General features: G+C 66.2%; 25 protein-coding genes. 18 read left to right on the top strand and 7 right to left on the bottom strand.

Going from position 1 to position 24,601, the window contains the following annotated elements; translation table 11 throughout:
- Nucleotides 1-25: 25 nt before the first annotated feature.
- Together BLV97_RS01255 and BLV97_RS01250 are read right to left on the bottom strand one after the other, a co-directional pair.
- Nucleotides 26-622 carry an SRPBCC family protein gene (locus BLV97_RS01255; RefSeq protein ID WP_081825108.1) on the bottom strand — a complete coding sequence of 199 codons (597 nt, stop codon included), beginning with the start codon at nt 620-622 and terminating at the stop codon, nt 26-28.
- A complete protein-coding gene (locus BLV97_RS01250) occupies nt 600-974 on the bottom strand; it encodes an ArsR/SmtB family transcription factor (RefSeq protein ID WP_035844017.1) in 375 nt (124 codons plus the stop codon). Before BLV97_RS01250 ends, BLV97_RS01255 begins: the two co-directional genes overlap by 23 nt.
- Before the next feature lie 15 nt (nt 975-989).
- Here BLV97_RS01250 and BLV97_RS01245 point away from each other — a divergent pair, with 15 nt between their 5' ends.
- The 5 genes from BLV97_RS01245 (at nt 990) to BLV97_RS01225 (ending at nt 4,105) form a co-directional block, all read left to right on the top strand.
- The gene (locus BLV97_RS01245) at nt 990-1,403 is read left to right on the top strand and encodes an MbcA/ParS/Xre antitoxin family protein (protein WP_035844048.1); all 414 of its coding nucleotides are present in this window, start codon (nt 990-992) and stop codon (nt 1,401-1,403) included.
- Complete coding sequence (locus tag BLV97_RS01240) at nt 1,397-2,095, top strand: RES family NAD+ phosphorylase (RefSeq protein ID WP_035844018.1); 699 nt, start codon at nt 1,397-1,399, stop codon at nt 2,093-2,095. Before BLV97_RS01245 ends, BLV97_RS01240 begins: the two co-directional genes overlap by 7 nt.
- A gap of 341 nt (nt 2,096-2,436) precedes the next feature.
- Nucleotides 2,437-2,814: a COG4315 family predicted lipoprotein gene (locus BLV97_RS01235; RefSeq protein WP_035844019.1), complete on the top strand. Its 378-nt coding sequence runs from the start codon at nt 2,437-2,439 to the stop codon at nt 2,812-2,814.
- 17 nt (nt 2,815-2,831) lie between these two features.
- Nucleotides 2,832-3,335 (top strand): sigma-70 family RNA polymerase sigma factor, encoded by a 504-nt coding sequence (locus tag BLV97_RS01230; protein ID WP_092163908.1) that lies wholly within the window; start codon nt 2,832-2,834, stop codon nt 3,333-3,335.
- Nucleotides 3,332-4,105 (top strand): anti-sigma factor family protein, encoded by a 774-nt coding sequence (locus tag BLV97_RS01225; protein ID WP_035844020.1) that lies wholly within the window; start codon nt 3,332-3,334, stop codon nt 4,103-4,105. Before BLV97_RS01230 ends, BLV97_RS01225 begins: the two co-directional genes overlap by 4 nt.
- A gap of 175 nt (nt 4,106-4,280) precedes the next feature.
- Here the strand turns inward: BLV97_RS01225 and BLV97_RS01220 are convergent, their stop codons facing one another.
- Nucleotides 4,281-6,242, bottom strand: a complete 1,962-nt coding sequence (locus BLV97_RS01220; RefSeq protein WP_035844021.1) for a bifunctional 2',3'-cyclic-nucleotide 2'-phosphodiesterase/3'-nucleotidase — start codon at nt 6,240-6,242, stop codon at nt 4,281-4,283.
- A 255-nt stretch (nt 6,243-6,497) separates the two neighbouring features.
- Between BLV97_RS01220 and nudC the strand changes: the two genes are divergently transcribed.
- Nucleotides 6,498-7,463, top strand: coding sequence for an NAD(+) diphosphatase (gene nudC, locus BLV97_RS01215; protein WP_035844022.1), 966 nt, complete (start codon nt 6,498-6,500; stop codon nt 7,461-7,463).
- A 38-nt stretch (nt 7,464-7,501) separates the two neighbouring features.
- Complete coding sequence (locus BLV97_RS01210) at nt 7,502-7,972, top strand: SRPBCC family protein (protein WP_035844023.1); 471 nt, start codon at nt 7,502-7,504, stop codon at nt 7,970-7,972.
- A 150-nt stretch (nt 7,973-8,122) separates the two neighbouring features.
- Here the strand turns inward: BLV97_RS01210 and BLV97_RS01205 are convergent, their stop codons facing one another.
- Complete coding sequence (locus BLV97_RS01205) at nt 8,123-8,968, bottom strand: prephenate dehydratase (RefSeq protein WP_035844024.1); 846 nt, start codon at nt 8,966-8,968, stop codon at nt 8,123-8,125.
- Between the two features lie 131 nt (nt 8,969-9,099).
- Between BLV97_RS01205 and BLV97_RS01200 the strand changes: the two genes are divergently transcribed.
- The 11 genes from BLV97_RS01200 to BLV97_RS01150 all read left to right on the top strand — a co-directional run bounded on the left by BLV97_RS01200 (nt 9,100) and on the right by BLV97_RS01150 (nt 21,357).
- Nucleotides 9,100-9,618 carry a c-type cytochrome gene (locus BLV97_RS01200; RefSeq protein WP_035844025.1) on the top strand — a complete coding sequence of 173 codons (519 nt, stop codon included), beginning with the start codon at nt 9,100-9,102 and terminating at the stop codon, nt 9,616-9,618.
- Nucleotides 9,619-9,881: 263 nt separating this feature from the next.
- The gene (locus BLV97_RS01195; protein WP_373296438.1) at nt 9,882-11,756 is read left to right on the top strand and encodes an extracellular solute-binding protein; all 1,875 of its coding nucleotides are present in this window, start codon (nt 9,882-9,884) and stop codon (nt 11,754-11,756) included.
- 11 nt (nt 11,757-11,767) lie between these two features.
- Nucleotides 11,768-12,862, top strand: a complete 1,095-nt coding sequence (locus tag BLV97_RS01190) for a microcin C ABC transporter permease YejB (protein ID WP_035844026.1) — start codon at nt 11,768-11,770, stop codon at nt 12,860-12,862.
- Between the two features lie 3 nt (nt 12,863-12,865).
- Nucleotides 12,866-13,975, top strand: a complete 1,110-nt coding sequence (locus tag BLV97_RS01185; protein WP_035844027.1) for an ABC transporter permease — start codon at nt 12,866-12,868, stop codon at nt 13,973-13,975.
- Nucleotides 13,972-15,591 (top strand): ABC transporter ATP-binding protein, encoded by a 1,620-nt coding sequence (locus BLV97_RS01180; protein WP_092163907.1) that lies wholly within the window; start codon nt 13,972-13,974, stop codon nt 15,589-15,591. Before BLV97_RS01185 ends, BLV97_RS01180 begins: the two co-directional genes overlap by 4 nt.
- Nucleotides 15,591-16,217 (top strand): FMN-binding negative transcriptional regulator, encoded by a 627-nt coding sequence (locus tag BLV97_RS01175; protein WP_035844029.1) that lies wholly within the window; start codon nt 15,591-15,593, stop codon nt 16,215-16,217. Before BLV97_RS01180 ends, BLV97_RS01175 begins: the two co-directional genes overlap by 1 nt.
- 92 nt (nt 16,218-16,309) lie before the next feature.
- A complete protein-coding gene (locus BLV97_RS01170; protein WP_035844030.1) occupies nt 16,310-16,918 on the top strand; it encodes a glutathione S-transferase in 609 nt (202 codons plus the stop codon).
- 193 nt (nt 16,919-17,111) lie between these two features.
- A complete protein-coding gene (gene petA, locus BLV97_RS01165; RefSeq protein WP_035844031.1) occupies nt 17,112-17,672 on the top strand; it encodes a ubiquinol-cytochrome c reductase iron-sulfur subunit in 561 nt (186 codons plus the stop codon).
- 15 nt (nt 17,673-17,687) lie between these two features.
- Nucleotides 17,688-19,025: a cytochrome b gene (gene petB / locus BLV97_RS01160; RefSeq protein ID WP_035844032.1), complete on the top strand. Its 1,338-nt coding sequence runs from the start codon at nt 17,688-17,690 to the stop codon at nt 19,023-19,025.
- A gap of 17 nt (nt 19,026-19,042) precedes the next feature.
- Nucleotides 19,043-19,924, top strand: coding sequence for a cytochrome c1 (locus tag BLV97_RS01155; protein ID WP_081825109.1), 882 nt, complete (start codon nt 19,043-19,045; stop codon nt 19,922-19,924).
- Between the two features lie 242 nt (nt 19,925-20,166).
- Nucleotides 20,167-21,357, top strand: coding sequence for an amidohydrolase (locus tag BLV97_RS01150; RefSeq protein WP_244520927.1), 1,191 nt, complete (start codon nt 20,167-20,169; stop codon nt 21,355-21,357).
- Between the two features lie 7 nt (nt 21,358-21,364).
- Here BLV97_RS01150 and thiQ read toward each other — a convergent pair whose 3' ends face one another.
- The 3 genes from thiQ to thiB are packed head-to-tail and all read right to left on the bottom strand — an operon-like array spanning nt 21,365 to nt 24,586.
- Nucleotides 21,365-22,063 (bottom strand): thiamine ABC transporter ATP-binding protein, encoded by a 699-nt coding sequence (gene thiQ, locus BLV97_RS01145; protein WP_092163924.1) that lies wholly within the window; start codon nt 22,061-22,063, stop codon nt 21,365-21,367.
- Entirely contained in the window at nt 22,050-23,618 is a 1,569-nt protein-coding gene (locus BLV97_RS01140; protein ID WP_035844034.1) for an ABC transporter permease family protein, read from the bottom strand. Before BLV97_RS01140 ends, thiQ begins: the two co-directional genes overlap by 14 nt.
- Complete coding sequence (gene thiB, locus BLV97_RS01135) at nt 23,594-24,586, bottom strand: thiamine ABC transporter substrate binding subunit (protein ID WP_035844054.1); 993 nt, start codon at nt 24,584-24,586, stop codon at nt 23,594-23,596. The genes BLV97_RS01140 and thiB overlap by 25 nt, the downstream gene beginning before the upstream one ends.
- Between the last annotated feature and the right edge of the window lie 15 nt (nt 24,587-24,601).

Below are 24,601 nucleotides of genomic sequence, written 5' to 3'. Positions count from 1 at the left end.
CGGCAGAAGGGGCGTGCGGAGCCCGTCAAGCCGGCCCGGACCGGTCGCGCCCGCCGAAGGGGGCACGTCGCCCGATGGCGCGCGCCGGATCGCCGCGACCTCTTGTCGGGAGGGGCCCGCCGCGCGCCAGAAATCCGCCCTGGCGCCGGGTCCAGCGGCCAAGCCCCGCGGCGTAGTCCTCAAGCTGGGTGACCATGGTGCCCCAGCCTTCGAAAAAGCCCATGTCTTCGTGCGTTTCGCGTGTCTCGGGGGTGGGGAGCCGGACGATCGCGGTATAGCTTGTGACGCCGGGGCTTGCGTCCTCAAGCAGTACGATCGCCGTCATGAACGGGGTCTCGCTGGGCCTCCAGTCCTTGCTATAGCCGTCGGTGAAGACAAGCTTCTTCCCGGGGATGATCTCCAGATAGACGCCGGGGTTGTGTATCTGCTTGCCGTCGACTTCGAAGGTCGTGTTGAAGCGGTCCCCGACCCGCAGGTCGATCTCGCAGGCCGTCACCCGGTGCGGCCGGGGTACGAAGAATTGGGGGATATGTTCGGGCCGGGTCCAGCATTCCCATATAAGGGCCCGCGGCGCGTGGATGCTGCGTTCCAGTTTCAGGTCAGTCTTCGGATCCAGGTCCATCGTCGCGTCTCCTGGTGATGTCGCGGACGTAGTCGTCAAGCCGGTCGAGCCGGTCTTCCCACATCTTGCGCTGCGCGCTCAGCCAGTCCTGAACCGGCACGAACGGCTCGGGCGCCAATGCGCAGGAACGGATGCGCCCCTCCTTGACCGAGGTGATCAGCCCCGCCGCCTCCAGCTTTCGCAGATGCTTCATCAGCGACGGCAGCGCCATGTCATGCGGCGCGGCCAACTCGGTCACGCTGGCCTCTCCCCGTGCAAGCCTGGTCAGGATCGCCCGCCGCGTGGGATCGCCGAGGGCGGAAAAGACAGCGTGATTATTGCCAATTGGCAGAAATGATCTATATAATGCCATATGCAGGAGGCGCTGATGCAGCTTCACCCGATCGAGCCCACCCCTTCCCGAGACCAGATCGGCGCGATCACCGATGCCGAGGGCGGCGCGTTGGCGCGTGCCACGGTGAACCTCTTGCGGGCCTGGGGCCTGACGGATGCCGAGGCGCGGACGCTTCTGGGCGGCATGTCCGCCCGGACCTGGGCGCGCTGGAAGGATGGCACGATCGGCCGCGTGGACCGCGACCTGAAGATGCGCATGGCCCACCTGATGGGTATCCACAAGGGGCTGCGCTATCTGTTCAAGGATCCGGCCCGGGGCTATGCTTGGGTGCGCAAACCCAATGCCGCCTTCGGCGGGCAGTCGGCGCTTGACTATATGCTGCGCGGAGAGCTGGCGGATCTGGCGCGAATGCGCGATTGGCTGGATGCCGAGCGCGGCGCATGGTGACACCACAGGCGCCGCTTGTCCGCGTGTCCTGGGCGAAGACCTGGCGCATCATCCGTTCCATCTACCCGCCGGTCGATCTGTTCGAGGACATCGCCGATCCCCGCGACTGGGAGGCCCTGGCCGCCGTCGAGGCCAAGACCAACCCCCGCCTGCGTGACGAGATCGGCGATCTCGGCAAGGTGCCCCCGGCGCGGCGCGTGTCGGGCCCGGGCGCAAGCTTGGTGATGGCGCCCTTCGTGCATTGTTCGTCCGACCGGCCGGGGCGCTTCACCGACGGCTCTTACGGCCTTTACTATGCCGGCGATCGCGAAGAGGTGGCGCTGGCCGAGACCATCCACCACCATCAGAGGTTCATGGCCGCGACCAGGGAACCGCCGGGCTGGACCTCGGATTTCCGCGTGCTGATCGGCTCGGTCGACCGCGATCTGCATGATGTAAACGACATACCCGATGTGCGAAATCCCACCGATTACGCGCCCTCGCAGAAGGTCGGCGCGGCCCTGCGCGCGGGCGGCAGCGATGGGCTGCTGTGGAACAGCGTGCGCTTGCCCGAAGGCCGCTGCATCGGTGCCTTCTGGCCTGATGTCGTGTCGATCCCGGTCCAGGGCGCGCATTTCTGCTACCACTGGAACGGCGCGCGGGTCGATTATGTGAAGCGCTACGATACCGCCCAGGTCTGGAGCGTCGGCTGAATGGGGCCTCCGGGCCTTTGCAGCAGCGCGCGGCCGTGCTGGATGCGGGCCAGGATGATGCGTCGATGGCGGAACGCGCTGTGCCATGCGACGCAAGCGCCGGATCAGCCGCGCATACCCCCCGGGGGCGGGTCTTTGGCCAGCTGGCGGGCCGGTCTAAGCCGGGGCCAGGACTAACAAGGCGGCTAGCGCCGCGCCCGCGACGGCCCGGCCATGCCGCGGGTCCGCCACCCGACGCGGCAGAAAATTTCCGCAGCCCAGGGATTATTTTCGCGCCGCGCGCGTCATTCATGTCGGGCCGCACCAAACCGGCCCGCGACGGCAACCAAGGAGACCCCGCCATGACCTTCCGCCAATTGATCCTGCCGCTTGCGCTGGCAGTCGCGCTTCCCGCCGCCCTGTCCGCCGCGCCGGCGATGAACGGCAAAAGCCCGAAGGGCACGATCCTCACCGACAGCCACAGCATGAGCCTTTACACCTTCGCCAAGGACAAGCAGGCACGTTCGGCCTGCAACGGCGATTGCGCCGCCAAATGGCCGCCGCTCACTGCCAAGCCCGGCGACAAGCCCGAGGGCCGCTTCGGCATCATCGCCCGCGACGATGGCGCGCTGCAGTGGACCTACAAGGGCAAGCCGCTCTACACTTGGGTGAAGGACACGAAATCCGGTGATGTCAGCGGCGACGGCGTCAAGGGGGTCTGGCACCTCGCCCGGCCCTGAACGAAAGCCCGGAACAGATGACCATCCTGGACGAGATCGAGGCCGCGATCCCCGCCCTGCGCCGCTATGCCGGGGCGCTGGTGCGTGACCGCGACGCGGCCGACGATCTTGTCCAGGACTGCCTGGAACGCGCGGTGGCGCGACGCGATGCCTGGCGCGGCCAGGGCCCGGTGCGGGCCTGGCTGTTTCGCATCCTGCTCAACCGTCATCGCGATCTGCGCCGCGCGGCGCCGCGTCCGGGCCATCTGGTGCCGGTCGAGGGGCTTTTCCCCGAACCTTCCGCACCGCCGCCGCAGGACGGCCATCTCGCCGTCGCGGAAGTGCGCGCGGCGATGGAACGCCTGCCCGACGAGCAGCGCCAGGCGCTTCTTCTGGTGGCGCTGGAAGGCCTCAGCTTCGAGGCCGCGGCCGCGGCGCTGGACATACCCAGGGGCACGCTGATGTCGCGTCTGGCGCGGGCAAGGGCCAACCTGCGCGCGCTGACCGGTCGTGAGCCCAGTTCGAAAGGCATGAGCCGATGATTCCGCTGAGCGACGAAGAACTGCTGGCCTATCACGCGGGCGCGCTGTCCGAGGCCGAGCGCGCGCAGATCGCCGCGCGTCTGGCTGCGGACCCGGCGGCGCAGGCGCGGCTGGTCGACTGGGTGGCTCAGGACGCCGCGCTGGCCGCGGCCTATGGCGCGGTCGCCGAGGATCCGGTGCCCGCGCGGCTGACTGCGGTGGTCGCTGCCGCCCGCAACCCCGCCCATCCGGGGGCGCGCGGGTGGCGTGGTGCCCTGACCCGCTCTGCGGCCGCGCTGGTGCTGCTGGCGATGGGCGCCGGCGGCGGCTGGCTGGCCCGGGGTCCGGGGGCGCCGCCGCCCGGCCGCAGCCTGGCCCAGGCCGCGACCGAGGCCTACCGCACCTATGCCGTCGAAGTCGTCCATCCGGTCGAGGTGCCGGCCAGCGACGGGGCGCATCTGACCGGCTGGATTTCGAAGCGTCTTGGCCACAAGATCCATGCGCCGGCCTTCGGCAAGCTCGGCTACCGCTTGATGGGCGGCCGCATCCTGCCGGGCGACACCGGCACGGCGGCTTTGTTCATGTATGAAAACGATGCCGGGGGTCGGGTCACGCTCTATGTCGCGCCGCGCGGGGGCAAGACGGGCGATACCGCCTTTCGTTTCTTCAGCAAGGGCCAGGATCAGGGCTTCTGGTGGACCGATGGGCCGTTCGGCTACGCGCTGGTGGGTGAAATCGGCCGCGAGGACCTGCGCCGCATCGCCATCGCCGCCTATGACCAGTTGACCTGATCGCGCATCGGCGGTTTCGCGAGGACCCGGTCCTGGCGGCGGTTGCGGCGCGGCCGGCAGAGGCCCTGCGAAGGGCCATCCTGGGAACGAACCTGGCCGGCGCGCGTGACCAACCCCCTGTCACGACCGCCATTGGGTCCAAGGTGTCCGATGTCTTGGATCCGGCAACCCGTTGTCACAGCGAGATCTTGTAGCGGACAAAACCGTCTGGGCCCGTGCCGAAGGGGGTGATGTTCAGCGACGTCAGATCCTGCACATAGGCCTGGGCTTTGGGGCCGGTGTCGAACAGCACGGATGTTCCGGGCATCGGGCTGAAACGCCAGGTGTCGGCGGCACAGGGGCTGATCGTACGCTTTTCCATAATGTGGCGCAGCAGGACGTCGCGGTTGGTATCGGGTCCTTCGAAGATGATCGTCTCGACGCCGGTGCCCGGAAAATTTCCACCGCCGTTCGCCCGGAAATTGTTCGTGGCGATTACGAATTCCTGCGCCGGGTCGATCGGTGTGCCACGGTAGGATAGGTCCACGATGCGGCTCGCATCGGGATCGGCCAGCACGCCATCGACATCGTATCTGGATGGCTGGGACAGATCTATGCAGTAGCTAACCCCGTCAATCACATCGAAATTGTAGTTGGGGAAATCCGGGTTCAGCAGCAGCTGTTCCGGCTGGCCCGGAACGATCCGATTGAAGGCCCCCGCCGAGCGTTCAAGCCAGTTCTTGAGTGACGCCCCCGTGACCTTCACCGCCCGCACGGTGTTGGAATAAAGGTACAGATCGGCCACGTTGCGGATGGCCAGATCACCCGCCGGTACATCGCTGTAATAGCCGGGGCCGCCCCGCCCCCCCGCCTTGAAGGGGGCCGCCGCCGACAAAAGCGGCAGCTCCGCGTAGGGGCTGCCTCGCAGCATCTGGTGCATGTACCAATGCTGCGCAATCGACACGATCTGTACGGACGGATCGTTGGCGACCAGCGCGAAATAGCTGTGCAGCGGCGCCGTGGTGCGGCCAACCGGACGACGTATGTAGGTCAGCGCCGCCTCGTGATCGGCCCGGGCAGAGTCGAGCACCTGCGCCTCTGACACGACGGTTGCCCTCACCTTATGGTCCTGGCCGCGCAGGTAGATTGGGCGGGCTTCGGATTCTGCCGAGATCACCTTCCAGCAGTTTCCATCACGTTCCAGAAGCAGGTCGATCAAGCCCATATGCGACCCCCAGCACCCGCCCATGACAGCGGGCGTTCCGCCGATCGTGCCAGCCCGGACGTCGACCTCTTTCATGTTGGCGAAGCTGGCGGACGGAAAGACCAGATGCTGATGCCCGGTCATCACCGCATCGACGCCCGCTATCCGCCCGACCGGTATCGCAGCGTTCTCGGCCCCTTCAACATGGTCGGGACGGCCGATGCCGGAATGCGCCAGCGCGATGATCAGATCTGCGCCGCGCTCCTTCATTTCGGGCACATAGGCCTCGATTGCCCAGACGATATCGCGCGTGACGATGTTGCCGTGCAGGTGCTGATGATCCCATTGCGTGATCTGCGGCGCCACCGCACCGATAAAGCCGATCTTGATCGGATGCAGCTGGCCGGCTCCGTCGCAGATTTCGCGATCGAGGATCACATAGGGCGGTAGCAGCGTCTGATCCTTGCGCGGCGTGGCGCCCGGTGTCTTGATCACATTGGCCGAAACCACCGGAAAATTCGCGCCGGCCAGGGATTTTTCCAGAAAGCTCAGGCCATAGTTGAATTCGTGGTTGCCCAGGGTAGAGACCTCGACCCCCAGGGTATTCATCGCCGCGATGACCGGATGCACGTCACCGAGCTTCATGCCCTTTTCGTAGGCCATGTAATCGCCCAGCGGATTGCCTTGCAGGAAATCGCCGTTGTCGACCAGGACGGCATTCGTGGCCTCGGCCCGGATGCCGTTGATCAGCGTCGCCGTGCGTGCCAGTCCCACGGCGTCGGATGGGCGGTCGCCATAGTAATCGTAGGGGTAGACGTGGACGTGAATATCCGTCGTCTCCATGATCCGCAGATGGGCCAGTTGGCAGGCCCTAAGGGCGGAATACGGATGTAGCGCGATCAAGCCTGCTCCTGCGGTATTTCCCGCAAGGATGACAAGGCGGGTCGTTGCTATGGTGTGTCGCCATCGCGATGGCCCTGATGATCCGCCGCTGGCAGAGCGTCAGGAAGGTTGTCACGATTACGTGATATAGGTGCGAGGCGCGATCCTGCCAGACCGCAACATGCGGCTCAATGCATTTTTGCGGGTCTTGGCGCACCGCGATTCAACCGTAAAGGGAGTTTGCCGCACCCCGGCTTGGCCGGTCGGCGGGGGTTTTGCACCTACCTGCAACCTATGGCAGGAAAGGGAAAACTGAAAGGGCAGGGCATGCGGATCGCGGAAGAGGTGACGTTTGGCGGCTCGTCGATGGATCGGGCGGCGCATCTTCGGGGCGACGAAATGGCGCAGGCGCGGATCTGGGCGCAGCCAGAGGCACAAGTGCTTGCCTTTTGGCGCGGCAAGCCGCTGATCGGACCCGAAGGCCTGGTACGGCTGCCCACCGATCACCCGGCCTTGCAAGAGGCCGGGCACGGGGCCTTGAGGATCTTTCTGGGGTGCGATGGCGGGGCGCCGGTCTTCGCGCTGGATCTGTCCGCATGGCAGCCCGAGAATCTCGAGGCGGCGGCGCTGGACGGCTTCCTCGACCGAAGCGAACAGCGCCACCCGGCCTTGGCCGGCGATCAGGCCTTTGCCGAACTGCGCGCCGTGATGACGCGGCTCAGCCCCCGCGATGCCGAACTGGCCGCCACGGCGCGCGCGCTTTTCGCCTGGCACCACAGCCATGGCTTCTGTGCCCGCTGCGGCGCCGCAAGCGAGGTGTCACAGGCGGGCTGGCAGCGGCAGTGCCCGGCCTGCGGGGCGCCGCATTTCCCGCGCACCGATCCGGTGGTGATCATGCTGATCACCCGCGGCAACAAGGTGCTGATGGGCCGCTCGAACGGCTGGCCCGACAGGATGTATTCGCTGTTGGCCGGTTTCGTCGAACCGGGCGAGCCGATCGAGGCCGCCGTGCGCCGCGAGGTGGCTGAGGAAACCGGCATCCGGGTCGGGCGCGTCGATTATCTGGCAAGCCAGCCCTGGCCGTTTCCGGCGTCGCTGATGATCGGCTGCCGGGGCGAGGCATTGTCGGACGCGATCACCATAGATCCGCACGAGATCGAGGATGCGCTGTGGGTCCCGCGCGAGGAAATGCTGACGGCCATGGCGGGGTCGCATCCCCGCATCACGCCGGCGCGGAAGGGGTCGATTGCTCACTTCCTCGTGTCCAACTGGCTTGCGGACCGTCTTGATTGACCGCAGATTGAAGCGGGACGGAAAGGGATTGGCGGCCTATGCAATTCTCGACGCGGGAGGAAATCGAAGCCCCGATCGGCTTCGTGTTCGAGCAACTGACGAATTTCGACCGCCACCAGCGTGCGGCGCTGTCGCGCGGTGTCGAGGTAGAGCGCATTGACCGGCGAACCTCTCGCGGGGCGGGGATGTCCTGGCGCTGCCTGTTCATGCTGCGCGGCAAGCCCCGACGCCTGGAGATCACCTTGCAGCAGTTCGAGCCGACGACAGTGCTGGTGTTCGATGGTGAATCGCAGAATCTGTCGGGCGCTCTTACGGTCGAATTGACCGAAGTGTCGCCGCGCCGGACGCGGGTTCTGGTCAAGCTTGATGTGCGGCCGCTGACGCTGGCGGCGCGGGTGGTGCTGCAATCGCTGAAGCTGGCCAAGGCGCGTACGCGAGCAAGGTTCAGCAACCGGGTGCGCAACCAGGCGGGCGAGATCGAGCGTCGCTACCGGGACGGCCGGGCCTGACGAGACGGGGCGCTCGTGCCGTCCATGCGGGAAGCTGGCGGTCGATGCCCCCCCCCCTTGCGCGTCGCACGGGGCTGACGGACCGGCGCGCGCGGCCCTTGCGCTTCCAGCCTGGCGGGCGAAAGCGGCGGAACCGGTCCGGGCGCTCGGCTAGGCAGCCATCTCGTGGCGTTTGGGATCGGCCGGGTAGACGCCCAAAAGCTTCATCTCGCTGGTGAAATAGGTCAGCTCTTCCAGCGCAAGCCGGACGCCCGGATCGTCGGGGTGGCCCTCGATATCGGCGTAGAACTGTGTCGCGGTGAACGAGCCGTCGACCATGTAGCTTTCCAGCTTGGTCATGTTGACGCCGTTGGTCGCGAACCCTCCCATCGCCTTGTAAAGGGCGGCGGGGATGTTGCGGACACGGAACACGAAGGTGGTCATCATGCCGCTTTCGCCGCGCCGCGACAGGTCCGGCTGGCGCGACATGATCAGGAAGCGGGTGGTATTGTGGGCATGGTCCTCGATATGGCGCGCCAGGATGTCGAGGCCATAGACCTCGGCCGCCAGTTCCGAGGCCAGCGCGGCCTCGGCCGGGTCGCCGCCCTCGGCCACCTCGCGCGCGGCGCGGGCGTTGTCAGAGCTGATGCAGCCCTCGATGCCGTGTTCACGCAGGAAGCTGGCGCATTGCGGAAGCAGCACCACATGGCTGTGGGCGCGCTTCACCCCCGCCAGCGTGGCGCCGGGCGTGCCGAGCAGGTTGATATGCACGCGCACGAAGGCTTCGTCCACGATATGCAGGCCGGATTCGGGCAACAGCCGATGGATATCCGCCACCCGGCCGTAGGTGGTGTTCTCGACCGGTAGCATCGCCAGGTCGACCTGACCCGAGCGGCACATCTCGACCGCCTCCTCGAAGGTGCGGCAGGGAACGGCCTCATGATCGGGCCGGGCCTCGTGGCAGGCCTGGTGGGAATAGGCCCCCGGTTCGCCCTGGAAGGAAATCCGCCCGTTCATGGTCACCTCGTCTGATTCTGCATGGCTGCACCGGCATAGCCGAACCGGGGCCATTGGTCGCGGTAACTAAAACTTGAAAACGCGGTTTGGAAGGGCGTAGATATTCCAAACTTCGAAAAACGGGACACAAAATGTCTGACACCATGACGTTCACGAAGATTTTTGGGGCGCTCTGCGGGTCGCTTCTGGTGTTCCTGCTGATCGATTGGGCGGCGGGGGCGATCTATCTGGAGGAAGGTCAGGGTGGGGATGACGGCGAATCCCATCAGGCCTATGTGATCGACACCGGCGAGACCCAGACCGCCAGCAAGGCCGCCGGACCCACGTTCGAGGAGCTTTTCGCCAAGGCCGATGTCGCCAAGGGCGAGAAGATCTTCGGCAAGTGCAAGGCCTGCCACAAGGTCGACGGCAACAATGCCGTGGGTCCGCATCTGGATGGGGTGGTCGGGCGACCCGTGGCCTCGGTCGCGGGCTATTCCTATGACGCCGCGCTGAAGGGGCTGGGCGGAGACTGGACACCCGATCGCCTGCAGCAATTCCTGCATAGCCCGAAGAAATTCGCACCAGGCACCAAGATGGGCTTCGCCGGGTTGCCCAAGGCGCAGGACCGGGCCGACGTGATCGCCTATCTGGCGTCGCTCAAGCAATAGGGCTGGGACGACCTGCCCGGGATGCTCTGCCGTGAAGGCCGCCCCGGAGGCGGCCTTTTGCGCCCTGGGCGATTACGGATTTGCAACTTGCACATTCGGCAGGGGTCAATAGCCTGTCTGACAAGTGCGCCCGGTCGGCGGGCGCCGCCCCGCGACCGGAGGATTGGATGACAACGACCCCAGCCGCCACCCAGAATGCCGCCTTCGGGCCCGGGCCCCACCGGCGTGCAGCTTTCGGGGCGGCCGGGCTGTTGGCGGGTCTGATGCTTGCCGGCGCCGCTGTGGCCCAGTCCGCGCCAACCCCATCGGCGTCGGCCCCATCCGCGCAGCCCGCCGCACCCGCCGCGGATCAGGCGGCGGCGGAGGTGATCACCTCCTACGGGATCTCGACCTTCGGGCCATTGAAATACGCCAAGGGCTTCAAGCATCTGGATTACGTGAACCCCGACGCACCAAAGGGCGGCGAGATTTCGGAATGGGCGTTCGGCGGCTTCGACAGCATGAACCCCTATTCGGTGATGGGCCGGTCGGGGGCGTTGTCGTCGATCTTCTACGAATCGCTGATGACCAAGACCGATGACGAGGTCGGCGCCGCCTATTGCCTGCTGTGCGAAACGATCGAATATCCCAAGAATCGCGCCTGGGTGATCTTCACGCTGCGCCCCGACGTGACATTCTCGGACGGCACCAAGCTGACCGCCGAGGATGTGAAATTCTCCTACGAGGAGTTCCTGCGCCATGGGCTGCCCAGCTTCCGCGCGGTGCTTGGGTCGCAAGTCGAAAGCGCCCAGGTGCTGGGCCCGCTGAAGATCAAGTTCACCTTCAAGAAGGGCATCCCCACCCGCGATCTTCCACAGACGGTGGGCAGCCTGCCGATCTTCGAGAAGGCCGAGTTCGTGCGCGATCACCGCAGCCTGGACAAGAGCGGCCTCAAACCTTTCGTGGGCACCGGGCCCTATGTGCTGGACACGATGAAGACCGGGCAGGAACTGGTGTACAAGCGCAATCCGAAATACTGGGGCTGGAACAACCCGCTGAACGTCGGGCGCTGGAATTTCGACAAGATCCGGATCGAATATTACGCCGATTACAATGCGGCGTTCGAGGGCTTCAAAGGCGGCTCCTACACCTTCCGCAACGAGGCGTTGTCGAAGCTTTGGGCCACCGGTTACAACTTTCCGGCGGTCGAGAAGGGCTATGTGAAGAAGGTCAGCCTGCCCAACGGCAACATCGCCTCGGGGCAGAGCTTTGTCTTCAACCTGCGGCGGCCAAAGTTCGACGACATCCGCGTGCGCGAGGCGTTGGCGCTGATGTTCAATTTCGACTGGTCGAACAAGACGCTGTTCTACGGGCTTTACCACCGGATCAATTCCTTCTGGCAGAATTCGGACCTTCAGGCCAAGGGCAAGCCCAGCCCGGCCGAGCTGAAGCTGCTGGATCCGGTGGCGAAATACCTGCCCACGGGCGTGCTGACCGAGGATGCGGTGATGGCGCCTACCTCGGGGCCGCGCCAGCTTGACCGGCGCAATCTGCGCAAGGCCTCGGTGCTGCTGGACGAGGCCGGCTGGAAGGTCGGCAAGAACGGGATGCGCCAGAACGCCAAGGGCGTGCCGCTGCGGATCGAGATCCTGAACGACAGCCCCAGCTTCGACCGCATCCTGGTGCCCTATGTCGAGAACCTGCGCCGCCTGGGCGTGGAGGCGCGGCTGACGCGGATCGACAACGCCCAGATGGCCGACCGCGAGCGCACCTATGATTTCGACATCGTCACCGCGCAATTCTCGATGGGCTATACCCCGGGCGCATCGCTGCGGCAGTACTTCGGGTCGCAAAGCGCGGACAGTTCGATCTTCAACCTGATGGGGCTGAAGAACAAGGGTATCGACCAATTGATCGACGACGTGACCGAGGCCAAGTCCCAAGATCAGCTGGACACCGCCGTCCATGCGCTGGACCGCGCGCTGCGGGCGATCCGCTTCTGGATCCCGCAATGGTACAATCCGAATTACAATGTCGCTTATTACGATATCTTCGACCATCCCAAGACCCTGCCGCGCTATGCGCTGGGCGAGTTGGACCTGTGGTGGTATGACGCCAAAAAGGCCGCCGCGCTGAAGGCCGCGGGCGTGCTGAACTAGGGCAGGATCGGATGGGCGCCTATATCCTTCGCAGGCTGCTGCTGATGATCCCGACGCTGTTCGGGATCATGGTGATCAACTTCACCCTCACGCAGTTCGTCCCCGGCGGCCCGGTCGAGCAGATCATTGCCAAGGTCCAGGGTCAGGGCGACGTGTTCCAATCCATCGCCGGGTCGGGCGATGCGGGCCAGCAATCGGGCGGCGCCGGTGTCGGGGATAACAGCCAGTATCTGGGCGCGCGCGGGTTGCCGCCGGATTTCATCAAGGATCTCAAGAAGCAGTTCGGCTTCGACAAGCCGCCACTGGAACGCTTTCTCGATATGATGTGGAATTACCTGCACTTCAATTTCGGGCAAAGCTACTTTCAGTCGGTCTCGGTGGTGCAGCTGGTGATCGAACGGCTGCCGGTGTCGCTGTCGCTGGGGCTGTGGTCCACGCTGATCGCCTATCTGGTGTCGATCCCGCTGGGGATCCGCAAGGCGGTGCGCGATGGGTCGCGCTTCGACACCTGGACCTCGGGCGCGATCATCGTGGGCTATGCGATCCCGGGCTTTTTGTTCGCGATCCTTCTGTTGGTGCTGTTCGCGGGCGGCTCCTACTGGAAGATCTTTCCGCTGAAGGGGCTGGTGTCGGACGACTGGAACCAGCTCGACTGGTTCCACAAGATCACCGATTATTTCTGGCACATCACCCTCCCGGTGCTGGCCTCGACCATCGCCAGCTTTGCCACGCTGACGCTCTTGACCAAGAACTCCTTCCTAGACGAGATCAAGAAGCATTACGTCATGACCGCCCGCGCCAAGGGCCTGACCGAACGGCGCGTGCTGTACGGCCATGTCTTCCGCAACGCCATGCTGATCGTGATCGCGGGTTTCCCTGCGGTCTTCGTCAGCGTGTTCTTCGGGGGCTCCGTCATCATCGAGACGATCTTTTCGCTCAACGGTCTGGGGCGGCTGGGATATGAGGCCGCCGTGTCGCGCGATTATCCGGTGATCTTCGGCACGCTTTTCGTCTTCGGGCTGATCGGGCTGGTGATGGGGCTGCTGTCCGACCTGATGTATGTCTGGGTCGATCCCCGCATCGATTTCGAGACGCGGGAGACCTGACGCGTGGCGCTTTCCCCCCTGAACCGCCGGCGCTGGCGGAATTTCCGCGCCAACCGGCGCGCCTATTGGTCGTTGATCCTGTTCAGCGTGCTCTTCGTGCTGTCGATGTTTGCCGAATTCATCGCCAACGACCATCCGCTGCTGGTGCAGTATCGTGGCCAATATTACACGCCGGTGCTGAACTTCTACCCCGAGACCGCCTTCGGCGGAGAGTTCAAGACCGAGGCCGATTACCGCGACCCGGCGGTCGAGTGCCTGATCAGGACAGGCGGCGTGCAGGCCTGTTTCGACACGCCCGAAAAGGTGATGGAAGAGGCCGCGAAGACCGGCCAGTACGACGGCAAGAAGGTGGATGCCGGCTGGATCCTGTGGCCGGTGATCCCCTATAGCTACGACACGATCAACAACGTCAACGGCGCCGCCCCCTCGGCGCCGGACTGGAAGCACTGGCTGGGCACCGACGACACCGCCCGCGACGTGCTGGCGCGCGTCATCTACGGCTTTCGCATGTCGGTGATCTTCGCGCTGGCCACGACGCTGTTCACCTCGCTGCTGGGGATCACGGCGGGCGCGGTGCAGGGCTATTTCGGCGGCTGGGTCGACCTGATCTTCCAGCGCATCATCGAAATCTGGGGCTCTACCCCGTCGCTTTACGTCATCATCATCGTGGCCGCGATCTGGCGGATGAACTTTTGGTTGCTGGTCGGGCTGTCGGTGCTGTTTGGCTGGACCGCGCTGGTGCATGTCGTGCGCGCCGAATTCCTGCGCGCGCGCAACTTCGAATATGTCCGCGCGGCGCGCGCCCTGGGGGTGAGGAACCGCGTGATCATGTTCCGCCACGTCCTGCCCAACGCCATGGTCGCGACCGTCACCTTCCTGCCCTTCATCATCACCGGCGCAATCTCGTCGCTGGCGACGCTCGATTTCCTCGGCTTCGGCCTGCCCGCGTCCTATCCGTCGCTGGGCGAACTCACCCTACAGGCCAAGCAGAACCTGCAAGCGCCGTGGCTGGGCTTCTCGGCCTTCTTCACCTTCGCGATCATGCTGTCGCTTCTGGTGTTCATTTTCGAGGGCGTGCGCGACGCCTTCGACCCGCGAAAGACCTTCCGATGAGCGCGCCGGTGCTGGAAATCAAGAACCTGCGCGTCAGCTTCCGTCAGGACGGCGGGCTGACCCAGGCGGTCAAGGGCGTCAGCTTCTCCGTGGGCCGCGGAGAGACCGTGGCGCTGGTGGGCGAAAGCGGCTCGGGCAAGTCGGTGACGGCGCTGTCCACGGTGCAGCTTCTGGGCGACAGCGCCCAGGTCGAGGGCAGCGTCACCTACATGGGCAAAGAGATGGTCGGCGCCCCCGAGGCGCAGCTGCGCGCGGTGCGCGGCAACGACATCAGCTTCATCTTCCAGGAGCCGATGACCTCGCTCAACCCGCTGCACACGCTGGAGCGTCAGATCACCGAAAGCCTGTTGCTGCATCAGGGCCTGCGCGGCGAAAAGGCCCGCGCCCGGGTCATCGACCTGCTCACCAAGGTCGGCATCCGCGACCCGAAGGAACGCCTGGGGGCCTATCCGCACCAGCTTTCGGGCGGGCAGCGGCAGCGGGTGATGATCGCCATGGCGCTGGCCAACGGCCCGGACCTGCTGATCGCGGACGAACCCACCACGGCGCTGGACGTGACCATTCAGGCGACGATCCTGGAATTGCTGGCCGATCTGAAGCGCGAAGAGGGGATGAGCCTTCTGTTCATCACCCATGATCTGGGCATCGTGCGCCAGATCGCCGACCGGGTCTGCGTGATGAAGGACGGCGAGATCGTCGAGCACGGGACCACGCGGGAGATCTTCGCCAATCCGCAGCATCCCTACACGCAGAAGCTGCTGGCAGCCGAACCCAGGGGGCGCGCCGATCCGGTGCCGAAGGGCGCCGAGGAAATCGTGCGCACCGACAAGCTGCGCATCTGGTTCCCGATCCAGCGCGGCTTTCTGCGCCGCACGGTCGGCCATGTGAAGGCGGTGAATGCCGCCAGCCTGTCGGTCCGGGCGGGCGAGACGCTGGGGATCGTCGGTGAAAGCGGCTCTGGCAAGACCACGCTGGCGCTGGCGATCATGCGGCTGATTTCGTCGGAAGGACCGATCACCTATCTGGGGCAGGATATCCAGGGGCTGAAGACCGGCGCCATGCGGCCGCTGCGGCGCGACATGCAGATCGTGTTCCAGGATCCCTTCGGCAGCCTCAGCCCGCGCATGAACGTGGGCCAGATCATCGCCGAAGGCCTGGGGGTGCATGGGACCGCGCCGGGCAAGGACGCGCGCCAGATGGTGGCCGAGATCATGGCCGAGGTCGGCCTTGATCCCGCCGCGATGGAACGCTACCCGCATGAATTCTCGGGCGGGCAGCGCCAGCGCATCGCCATCGCCCGGGCGATGATCCTGCGGCCGCGGCTGGTGGTGCTGGACGAACCCACCTCGGCGCTGGACATGACCGTGCAGGTGCAGATCGTCGATCTGCTGCGCGACCTGCAGCGCCGCCATGGCCTGGCCTATCTGTTCATCAGCCACGATCTGCGGGTGGTGCGGGCGCTGTCGCACAAGGTGATGGTGATGCGCCAGGGCGACGTCGTGGAAACCGGCGAGGGCGAGGCGATCTTCGACAACCCGCAAGAGGAATATACCCGGGCGCTGCTTGCCGCCGCCTTCAACCTGAAGTCCGCCGGGGAAATCGGGGAAGGCGCCTGATGCACCCCAATCCCGCCTTTCGCCAGGTGCCGCCCGAACAAAGCCTGGAGTTCGCGGCGCAGCGCGGCTTTGGCACCCTGGCGCTGAACGGCCCCGAGGGGCCGCTGCTGTCGCATGTGCCCTTCGTGCTTGCGCAGGGCGGGCATCAGGCGGCCTTTCATCTGGTACGCTCGAACCCGATCGCGCGGGCGCTGGCCGAGGGTCCGCGCCCCGCGGTGCTCGCCGTCACCGGGCCGCAGGGCTATGTCTCGCCGGATTGGTACGGGATCGAGGATCAGGTGCCGACCTGGAATTATGTCGCCGTGCATCTGCGCGGCCCGCTGTCGCTGCTTCCGCCCGAGGCGCTGCGCGCCCATCTGGACGCGCTTTCGGCCCGGTTCGAATCCGATCTGGCCCCCAAGGCGCCCTGGACCGCGGCCAAGATGGATTCGGCGGCCCTGGACCGGATGATGCGCCAGATCGTGCCCGCGACGCTGGAGATTGCCCATGTCGACAGCACCTGGAAGCTAAGCCAGAACAAGCCCGACCCGGTGCGCCTGGCCGCTGCCGAAAGGCTGCAGGCGGCGGGCATCTCGCCCGAGGCGGCCGCGCTGTCCGACCTGATGCGCGCGCTCGGCCCTGCCTGAGCCGCCGGCGGGGTCTGCGCCCTCGAAAACGCCCCATTGCCCCAAAGCCCGCCCGCGTCCTATGGTCGCGGTTAGCCATCAAGGAGGAACCTATGCGGCTCTATCATTCGCCCACCTCTCCCTATGTCCGCAAGGTCATGGTGCTGCTCAAGGAGACCGGACAGGAGGGGGATGTCGACCTTGTCCCCGCCGCCGGCACGCCGGTCGATCCCGGATCGATGCCTGTCGCGCACAATCCGCTGGGCAAGATCCCGGCGCTGGAGCGCGGCGACGGCCCGACGCTCTACGACAGCCGGGTGATCTGCCGCTATCTGGACGATCGCGGCGGCAAGGGCCTGTACCCGGCGGCGCCGCGCCTGTGGGACACGCTGACGCTGGAAGCCACCGCCGACGGCATCCTCGATGCTGCGATCTTGATGGTTTACGAGGGCCGCCTGCGCCCCGAGACCCATCGTTTCGAGGCCTGGGTCGAAGGCCAATGGGCCAAGGTAGGGCGTGCGCTGGACGCTCTGGAAAGCCGCTGGATGTCGCATCTGCAGGGGCCGCTGGACATGGGGCAGATCGCGATCGCCTGTGCGCTGGGCTATCTGGATTTCCGTCATGGCGCACGCGATTGGCGCAAGGGACATGACGCGCTGGCCGCCTGGCACGAGGGCTTCGCCGCCCGCGACAGCCTGTGCAGCACGGTGCCGCCGGCGTGATCATTCGTGATCTCCGGGCCTGAGCCGGAGTGCGGCCATTAGGTCGCGCGCGGCTTCGAAGGGCGGGGTGGGACCTATTGACCGCTGGACGCAGTAATTTTCGAAGGCTAAACAGCGCAAAAAGGAAGTCTTGCATTCGTTCACGGCTTCGCGATCAATGATCCGGTAAGGATCCCGGGGAAGGAGGATGCCTGTGTCCAACACTGAAGACCAAGGCGGGAGCCGCAGGGATTTCCTGTATTACGCGACCGGCGCCGCCGGCGTCGTCGCCACCGGGGCTGCGGTCTGGCCACTGGTGAACCAGATGAATCCTTCGGCCGACGTCAAGGCGCTTGCCTCGATCTTCGTCGATATCTCGGGGGTCGAGACCGGCACCCAGCTGACGGTCAAGTGGCGCGGCAAGCCGGTGTTCATCCGCCACCGCGACCAGAAGGACATCGACCTGGCACGTTCGGTCAAGCTGAGCGAACTGGTCGATCCGCTGGCCGAGAACGAGAATATCGCCCGCGACGCGCCGGCAACCGATGAGAACCGGACCCTCGACAAGGAGGGCAAGTGGCTGGTGATGATCGGGGTCTGCACGCATCTGGGCTGCGTTCCGCTGGGCAATGCCGGCGATTTCGGCGGCTGGTTCTGCCCCTGCCATGGCTCGCATTACGACAGCGCGGGCCGCATCCGCAAAGGCCCCGCCCCTCGCAATCTCGAAATTCCGGTCGTGAAGTTCGAGGACGAAAAAACCATCAAGCTCGGCTAGGGGAGGGACGCAGGTATGTCCGGTATTCCGCACGACCATTACAAGCCCAGGGCGGGTTTTGAGAAGTGGTTGCATTCGCGCCTGCCGATCGTCGGGCTGCTGTACGACACGCTGATGATCCCCACGCCCAAGAACCTGAACTGGATGTGGATCTGGGGCATCGTGCTGACCTTCTGCCTGGCGTTGCAGATCGTCACCGGCGTGGTTCTGGCGATGCATTACACGCCCAATACCAAGCTGGCCTTCGCCTCGGTCGAGCATATCATGCGTGACGTGAACGGCGGCTACATGCTGCGCTACCTGCATGCGAACGGCGCCTCGTTGTTCTTCTTTGCGGTCTATCTGCACATCTTCCGCGGCCTCTACTACGGCAGCTACAAGGCCCCGCGCGAGGTGACCTGGATCATCGGCATGCTGATCTATCTGCTGATGATGGGCACCGCCTTCATGGGCTATGTGCTGCCCTGGGGGCAGATGTCGTTCTGGGGCGCCACGGTGATCACCGGCCTGTTCGGCGCGATCCCCGGCATCGGCCCCGATATCCAGACCTGGCTGCTGGGCGGACCGGCGGTGGAAAACGCCACGCTGAATCGCTTCTTCTCGCTGCACTACCTGCTGCCCTTCGTCATCGCGGGCCTGGTGGCGGTGCATATCTGGGCCTTCCACACCACCGGCAACAACAATCCCACCGGGGTCGAGGTGCGGCGCGGATCGAAGGAAGAGGCCGCCAAGGATACGGTGCCGTTCTGGCCCTATTACGTCATCAAGGATCTCTTCGCCCTGGCGGTGATCCTGGCGGTCTTCTTCGCGATCGTGGGCTTCATGCCGAACTTCCTGGGCGAGCCCGACAATTATATCGAGGCCAACCCGCTGATGACCCCGGCGCATATCGTGCCGGAATGGTACTTCCTGCCGTTCTACGCGATCCTGCGGGCCTTCACCTCGGATGTCTGGATCGTGCAGATCGCGCATTTCGTCAGCTTCGGCATCATCGACGCAAAGTTCTTCGGCGTGATCGCGATGTTTGGCGCGATCCTGGTGATGGCGCTGGCGCCCTGGCTGGATACCTCTTCGGTGCGCTCGGGCAAGTACCGGCCCAGCTTTCGCTGGTGGTTCTGGATCCTGGTGGTCGATTTCCTGGTGCTGATGTGGGCCGGTTCGCAAAGCCCTGACGCGCTTGGGGGGTGGATGCCGGCGATCTCGCTGCTGGCCTCGGCCTACTGGTTCTTCTACTTCCTGATCCTGCTGCCGCTCTTGGGCGTGTTCGAGCGCCCGGATCCGCTGCCGGCGACGATCGAGGCCGATTTCGACGCCCATTACCCGGCGGCCGATCTGGCCGAACCGGCAGAATGACGAAAGGACCGATGGAGATGATCCGGAAAATCGTTCTCACCACGGCCCTGTCCGTCCTGGCGCTGGCCGCGCCCTTCGCGCTGACTGCCTCGGAAACCGGCAACGTCGCGCTCAGCGCGACCGAGACCAGCCATGCCGATGCCCAGGCGGCGGCCGACCAGAACGCCGGCGGTCATGCGCAAAGCCATGTCACCGACGTGGCCTTCCCGTTCGAAGGCCCCTTCGGCGTGTACGACCGCAACCAGCTTCAGCGCGGCCTGCAGGTCTATACCGAGGTGTGTTCGGCCTGCCACGGGTTGAAATATGTGCCGATCCGCACCCTGGGCGACAAGGGCGGGCCGGAGCTTCCGGCCAAGCAGGTGCGGGCCTATGCCGCCAACCTGGCCCCGGTCGACGACCCAGAAACCGGAGAGTCGCGGGACCGAAAGGCGTCGGATTTCTTCCCGAAGTCGAGCGATCCCCAGGCGCCGGACCTCAGCCTGATGGCCAAGGCGCGCAAGGGTTTCTCGGGGCCATATGGGCTGGGGGTCAACCAGTTGATCCATGGCATCGGCGGGCCGGAATACATCTATTCGATCCTGACGGGCTATACCGGCAAGACCAAGGAGCAGGCGGGCAAGACCTTCTACCAGAACCGGACCTTCCCGGGCGGTTGGATCGCGATGCCGCCGCCGCTGCAGAAGGGCCAGGTGGAATTCGCCGACGGTTCGCCCAACGACGTGCCGCACATGGCCAAGGACGTTGCCGCCTTCCTGATGTGGACGGCAGAGCCGAAGCTGGACAGCCGCAAGAAGACCGGCTTCCTGGCGGTGATCTTCCTGGGCATTCTGGCGACGCTGCTCTACCTGACCAACAAGAAGCTCTGGGCGCCGATCAAGCGCAAGCAGACCCGGTTGTAACCGCTGATCCGGGGGGCGGCGGCGGCCCTGGTGGCCGGCTCGGCGGCGGGGGCGCTGCCCCCTGCACCCCCGGAGTATTTCTGCCAAGATGAAGGGCAGAGGTGCTGTTCGGCCTTCGCTTCCGCGCGGATGTTCTTTGCGGGCTGTGATCGGGTCGGCCGGCGATCGCGCCGTTCGTTCTGACCCTTGCCGCGCCGTGAAGGGCTGATAGGGTCCGTCACCAGGACGGACCGGGGGCAGGCTTGCGGCAGGATATTGGATCGACGGCGGCGCAGGACGGGGCGCGGGGGCTGAGCAACCGCGATATCGTCGAACTGACAGAGTTTCGCCGCGCCCTGCATCGCCGCCCCGAACTTTCGGGAGAGGAGCGCGAGACCGCCCGCGCGGTCGTCGCCGCGCTTGGCCCGACCGCCCCGGATGCACTGCTTACCGATCTGGGTGGTCACGGCGTTGCCGCCGTCTATGCGGGCGGGGCGCCCGGGCCCACGGTGCTGATCCGGGCCGAACTGGACGCGCTGCCGATCGAGGAGGTCGGCACGCTACCCTATCGTTCGGAAACCCCGGGCAAGGGCCATCTGTGCGGCCATGACGGCCATGCCACGATTCTGGTCGGCCTTGCCCGGTTGTTGGGCCGTCGGCGCCCCGCGCGGGGGCGGGCGGTGCTGCTGTTTCAGCCGGCCGAGGAAACCGGCGAGGGCGCGGCCGCGGTGCTGGAAGATCCCGCCTTCGGCCAGATCGCGCCCGATTGGGCCTTTGCGTTGCACAACATGCCGGGCTTGGCCCTGGGAAGGGTTTCGCTGGCCGAGGGGCCGGCGAATTGCGCCTCGGTCGGGTTGCGGATCGCGCTGAGCGGGCGCACCGCCCATGCCTCGATGCCCGAGGACGGGGTCTCGCCCGCCGCCGCCCTTGCCCGGTTGATCCCCGTGCTGACGGCGCTGGGCCCCGGCGGCGCGCTGGTGCCGGGCTTTCGGCTGGCGACCATTACCCATGCGCGGCTGGGCGCGCCGGCCTTCGGCGTGGCCCCGGGCGCGGGCGAATTGTGGCTGACGCTGCGGGCGCTGCTGGACGACGATCTGCAAGACCTGCTGACCCGGGCGAAGGAGATCGCCCGCGAAGAGGCCCGCGCGGATGGCCTTGAGATCGCGTTTTCCGAGCATGACCTGTTCCTGGCCTGCCGCAACGATGCCGAGGCCGTGGTCCGGCTGCGCGCGGCGCTAGGGGCCGAGGGCATCGCCCATGACGCGGAGAACCTGCCGATGCGCGCTTCGGAGGATTTCGGCCGCTTCGGGGCGGTGGCGCGGTCGGCGATGTTCCTGCTGGGGGCCGGGCGCGACCGGCCGGCGCTGCACAATCCCGACTATGATTTCCCAGACGAACTGATTGCCCTGGGCACACAGATCTTCCACCGCACCCTGCGCGATCTTCTGGGGTGACGCAGGCTCAGTTCGTGCCCAGGTAGCGCCGCAGCGCCGGCGGAGGGTCGGCGAACAGGGCCTCGGTCTTCTGCGGTGGGGCGGCGCGCCCGTCTCCGATCACGATGGTCTGGTCGGCGATGCGGCGCGCGTCGCCGGGATCGTGGCTGACCATCAAGAGCGTCGCCCCGGTCTCGGAGCAGATGCTGGCGACCAGATCCAGCATTTCGGCCCGAAGCGCGGGGCCGAGTGCCGCGAAGGGTTCATCAAGCAGCAGAAGCGGCCGCGCCCGCAGCAGCGCCCGTGCCAGCGCCACCCGGCCTTGCTGTCCGCCGGACAGCGCGGCGGGTTTGCGATCGGCGTAGTCAGCCAACCCGACGCGGCCAAGTGCCTCGGCCACGCGGGCCTTTTCGGCCGTCGACAGGCGCAGGTTGGGACGCAGTCCCAGCCCGATGTTCTGCGCCGCCGTCAGATGCGGGAAAAGATTGTTGTCCTGGAAGAGGATGCTGACCGGCCGTTCGCCCGGTGCCAGCTGCGCCAGATCCTGCGCCTGCCACAGGATGCGGCCCCGCGTGGGTGCCATGAAGCCCGCGATCGCGCCCAGAAGCGTCGATTTCCCCGCCCCAGAGGGCCCGATCAGCGCACAGCGGGCGCCCGCGGCCAGGTTCAGATCGGCCTCAAGCGTCCAGTCGCCATGGGTCAGGCGCAGGTTCTCAAGTGTCAGCATCGGCGCGGCCTCCGCGGTCGAAGACCCAAAACAACGCGAAGCTGAGGATCAGGAGCAGCAGGGCGGCGCCCGCGGCCTCGTTCATCCGGTAGGCGCCCATCAGCCGGTAAAGCTGCAGCGGCAGGGTGCCGCCTTCGGGCGGGGCGAACAGCGTCACGACCCCCAGATCCCCCATCGACAGCGCCGCCGCCAGACCCAGGGTGAAGCCCAGGGGCCGGCGCAGGCGCGGCACGATCAGCAGCCGCAGCCGGGCCAGGCCCCGCATCCCCAGCGCATCGGCCAAGCGGCCATGGCTGGCCTCGACCTCGCGCAGGGCGGGGACCAGCGCGCGCAGCCCGAAGGGCAGGGCCATCGCGGCATTCGATAGCGCGGTGACCGGCAGCGCCAGTCGCGACGGGTCGATCACCGGGTTGAGGATCAGAAACAGCCCCGTGCCCAGGACCAGCGGAGAGGTCGCCAGCGGCAGCATCCCCGCAGCCTCGTAAAGCGCGGGGCGGGGGCCGGAGATGGCCAGCGCCAGGGCAAGGGCCGCCGCCGTGGCCAGCAGCGCCGAGGCCAGCGCCACCGCCAGCGAATTCAGCGCCGCGGTCCAGACGATACCGGGCAGCGACAGAAGGGTGGGCAGCCCCTGGGTCACGATCAACGCCAGCGGCGTCAGCAGAAATAGCGCGGCAAGCGTGGTCAGCACGGCGTCCTGGGCGCGCAGCCAGGGGCTTGCCGCGTCCCAGCGCTCGACCGGGCGGTCGAGTCCTGCCGCGCTGGCCTGGGGCAGGGTCAGGCGCAGGGCCAGCAGCATCGCCGCCCCCGAGATCGCGAATTGCAGTGCCGCCAGCAGGGCGGCATGGCCCAGGTCGAAATCGAAGCGAAAGGCCTGATAGATGGCAAGTTCGATCGTGGTCGCCCGGGGGCCGCCGCCCAGGGTCAGCGCGATGGCGAAGGAGGTCAGGCAGATCAGGAAGATCGCCAGCGCCGCGCCGGGGATGACCTCTCGCAGCATCGGGCCTTCGATCTGGCGCGCGATCTGGGACGGGCCAAAGCCGAGGGCGGCGGCCAGGCGGAACCGCTCTGCCGGGATCGAAAGCCAGCCTTGCAGGATCAGCCGTACCGCCAGCGGCAGGTTGAAGAAGACATTGCCCAGGATCACGCCATGCAGCCCGTAGATCGACAGCGGCGCCAGGCCAAGGGCGGCCAGACCCGCGTTCAGGATCCCGCCACGCCCGAAGACGGAAAGCAGCCCCAGCACCGCCACGATCACCGGCAGGATGAACGGCGCCCCCATCAGCGCGATCAGCGCGCGGCGCCCGAAGAACCGCCGCCGCGCCAGCGCGCGCGCCACCGGCACCGCCAGCGCTACCGAAAGCACCGCCGAAAGCCCCGCCTGCAGCAACGTGAAGCGCAGCGCGGCCCAGTCGGCGGGCCCCAGCCCTTCGACCAGCCCCCATGTTCCGACCGCCCGCCACGCGACCGCGCCCAGCGTGCCCAGCGTCAGCGCCACCAGCCCCAGGGCCACGGCGGCGCCCGCGCGGCGGCCTACTGGCTGAGCGCGTCGCGCCATTCCGCCAGCGCCTTGTCCTTGATCTTCGGCACCTCCGCCGAGGGGTAAAGCAGCGAGATCTTCGGCCGGTATTCGGCAAAGCCCTTGGGCAGCGGCGAGGACAGCTTGATCACCGGATACATCCAGTTGGTCGTGGGGATCAGCTTTTGGAAGGCCTCGGTGGTGATGAAATGCATGAAGGCGTCGGCAAGCTTCGGATGCTTGGTGCCGGCGATCTTTCCGGCGACCTCGATTTCCATGTAATTGCCCTTGTCGAACAGCGCCGCGCCCTTGCTGTCGTCATGCTCGACGTTGATGTGATACGCGGGCGAGGTGGTGTAGCTCAGCACCATGTCGGCCTCGCCCTTCAGGAACATCCCGTAAGCCTGGTCCCAGCCCGGCGTGACCGTGACGATGTTGTGCGCAAGCCGTTTCCACATCTCGCCGGCCTTGTCGCCATAGAGCTTCTGGACCCAAAGCAGCAGCCCCAGCCCCGGCGTGGAAGAGCGCGGATCCTCGATCACGATCTTCAGGTTCGACTTGGCCAGCGCCTCGAAGCTGCGCGGCACGTCCTTGACCTTGGCCTTGTCATAAACGAAGGCGAACCAGCCCCAATCGAAGGGCACGAAGGTGGGATCGGTCCATGTCACCGGCATGTCCAGCTTGGGCAGCGGCCCGTGATCGGCAAAGAGGCCCGTCTTGCGCGCCGCGGCGGTCAGAGAGGTGTCGAGGCCGATCACCACATCGGCCTTGGTACGTTTCCCTTCCAGCCGGATGCGCGACAGAAGGGCCGCGCCGTCGCCGGCGGTGACGAATTTCAGCGTGCAGCCGCAGGTTTTCTCGAAGGCTGTCTTGACCTCTGGTCCCGGTCCCCATTTCGAGGCGAAGCTGTCATAGGTATACACGGTCAGAACGGGCTTCTCATCGGCCTGCGCCGCAGTGCCAAGCGCAAGCGCCAATAGGCCCGCGGCAAGCATCGAAAGTTTCATGCGTTCCTCCATTCG

Origin of the sequence: Allgaiera indica (genome assembly GCF_900106675.1) — a bacterium.
GTDB classification, from domain to species: Bacteria; Pseudomonadota; Alphaproteobacteria; order Rhodobacterales; family Rhodobacteraceae; genus Acidimangrovimonas; species Acidimangrovimonas indica.
This window is presented reverse-complemented; position numbering and strand designations above follow the sequence as displayed.